Raw genomic sequence first — 2029 nt, 5'->3', positions numbered from 1 at the left:
CGTGCCCGCCGTCGTGGGCCCCCCGGGGACCGACTGGATGGCGCGGCGCCTGCCGTGCTCGCCGAGCGTGCGCTCGCCGAGGGCGGTCACGCCTGCGCCGCGCACGCAGGCCGTTGAGGCGGGGGGTCGACCGAGCCCAGGATCGACCCAAGAGTCGGACCATAAGCCCATGTCTACACTGCCGGGCGCCATGAGGCGAGAGGGTCATGCCCCGGGAGGGGCCCCGGCCCGGGCAGGGTGGCCCAGACCAATGGCGGAAGAGGCGGCTCAGGTGTGTGGGGCAGTGCGCGCCGACCGCGGCCCTGTGCCGGTGACTCCGGGCCGTCCGATGCTGCCGTCGGCGCGATCTCGCCGCATCATGGAGAGGGGTCGATTTTGGGCTGATTTGCGCCTCAAGCGCGGGAGGTCGTCATGCATACCCCGGACCGGTACCGGCTGACCTTCACCCATGAGGGCTCGGGTGTCGGCGCGACCACGGACAAGGTGGTCGTCGAACGGACCGACACCCTGGGACCGGGCGGAAACCCGGTCTACTGCGATCCCACCGGCATTCTCCGCGCCGAGATCAGCCCGGCGGGTGAGGTGCGGATGCTGGCCAGCGGCGGCTACCAGTCGCCCCTCCCACCGTCCGCCGAACCGCTCCGGCAGTCCTAAGAGGGTCCTGGGTGGGCCCTAGACGAGGAGCAGCGCGGCGGCGCTGCTCGCGCCGAGCGAGGCGCCCGCCATCGTCTGCGCGGTGGAGTGGTGGCCGAGCGCGACCCGTGACCAGCACACTCCGACCACGAGGACGTACGCGGCGAGCCACCACACGGTGTGCGTGGCGGCGAGCATCGCCACGACCCCGGAGGCCACGGCGGAGTCCACGCTGATCTTCCACGCCGTGTTCACGACGAGAAGTGCGACCGTCGTGCCCCACAGTCCGAGCATCGCGGCCAGGATCCCCGTGGGAGCGCCGCCGAGGAGCATGACCAGGCTCCCGAGCCCGAGGGAGCCGAGGATCACGAAGAAGATCGGCGCCCGCTGCGTACGGTCCACCACATGCCGGTCGCCCCAGGTGCCGCGCCTGCGCTCGCACTCGATGTACGTGGCCGGCACGATCCCCGCGCACAGGGCACCGAGCAGGCCCCACGGAACGCCCGTCCAGTCACCCGCGGCGGCCGCCCCGATCCCGGTCATTCCGGCGACCAGGACGTTGCGGGGCTGAAGGACGTCGGTCACGACGCGGGCGGTTCTCATGCACTCGGCTTCACGGGTTGAGGGGTGGGTGACCGGGCGGCGGCCCAGCATGTCATGTACGGCGCGGCACGGTAGGGCGCAACGCGCCTGGCCGAAACAACCGTTGGTCCTGTGCCGAGTCCCGGTTAGCGTGCTTTTCAACCGATCATCTGAGGGAAACAGCATGTCAGCAGGGCCTGTTGTCGATCTGCAGCAACTCGGAGGGGGCTTCACCCGCGATCCCTATCCCGTCTACGCCGAACTCCGCGCGGCCGGACCCGTGCACCGGGTCCTCGACACCGACGGCGAGGAGGTGTGGTTCGTCGTCGGTTATGACGCGTGCCGTACCGCCTTCACCGACCCCCGGCTCAGCCGGGACTGGCGCAAGTCCGGCAACATCGGCCAGATCGTCAACACCGAGCAGGACCAGCCGGCGCTCGCCCACATGCTGATGTCGGACCCGCCGGACCACACCCGGCTACGGCGGCTGGTGGCAAGGGAGTTCACCCCACGCCGTATCGAGGCCCTGGCCCCCCGGGTCCAGCAGATCGCCGACGAACTGCTGGACGAGATGCTCGCGGGGGAGGAACGGCAGGCGGACCTGGTGGCGTCCTTCGCCTTTCCGCTGCCCATGACCGTCATCTGCGAACTGCTCGGCGTGCCCGCGCTCGACCGGGACGCCTTCCGTGCCTGGTCCAACGAGATGGTCGCCCGTACGAGTCCGGAGGCGGAGGCGCGCGCCTACCAGGAGATGTCGGCGTACCTGGCCGAACTGGCCGCGGCCAAGCGGAGCCGGCCCGGCCACGACCTGCTG

At 70.9% G+C, this 2029-nt stretch carries 2 protein-coding genes and 1 pseudogene; 2 read left to right on the top strand and 1 reads right to left on the bottom strand.

The annotated features are described in order from the left end of the window. Positions 1–411 precede the first annotated feature (411 nt). Positions 412–654: a DUF6296 family protein gene (locus O3Q52_RS52390; RefSeq protein WP_269655438.1), complete on the top strand. Its 243-nt coding sequence runs from the start codon at positions 412–414 to the stop codon at positions 652–654. Between the two features lie 18 nt (positions 655–672). Here O3Q52_RS52390 and O3Q52_RS52385 read toward each other — a convergent pair whose 3' ends face one another. Continuing rightward, the gene (locus O3Q52_RS52385) at positions 673–1287 is read right to left on the bottom strand and encodes a hypothetical protein (RefSeq protein ID WP_269655437.1); all 615 of its coding nucleotides are present in this window, start codon (positions 1285–1287) and stop codon (positions 673–675) included. A 112-nt stretch (positions 1288–1399) separates the two neighbouring features. Here O3Q52_RS52385 and O3Q52_RS52380 point away from each other — a divergent pair. Further along, positions 1400–2029 (top strand): annotated as a pseudogene (locus O3Q52_RS52380) (cytochrome P450); the annotation flags it as partial.

Source organism: Streptomyces sp. ActVer, from assembly GCF_027270795.1.
Classification (GTDB): domain Bacteria; phylum Actinomycetota; class Actinomycetes; order Streptomycetales; family Streptomycetaceae; genus Streptomyces; species Streptomyces umbrinus_A.
Note: the sequence above shows the minus strand (reverse complement) of the source record. Positions and strands in the feature narration are given on the sequence as shown.

What these genes read in the sequence shown, in the direction of transcription:
- O3Q52_RS52385 (WP_269655437.1), bottom strand. Translation starts at nt 1,287, where the DNA reads ATGCTGGGCCGCCGCCCGGTCACCCACCCCTCAACCCGTGAAGCCGAG.
- O3Q52_RS52390 (WP_269655438.1), top strand. Translation starts at nt 412, where the DNA reads ATGCATACCCCGGACCGGTACCGGCTGACCTTCACCCATGAGGGCTCG.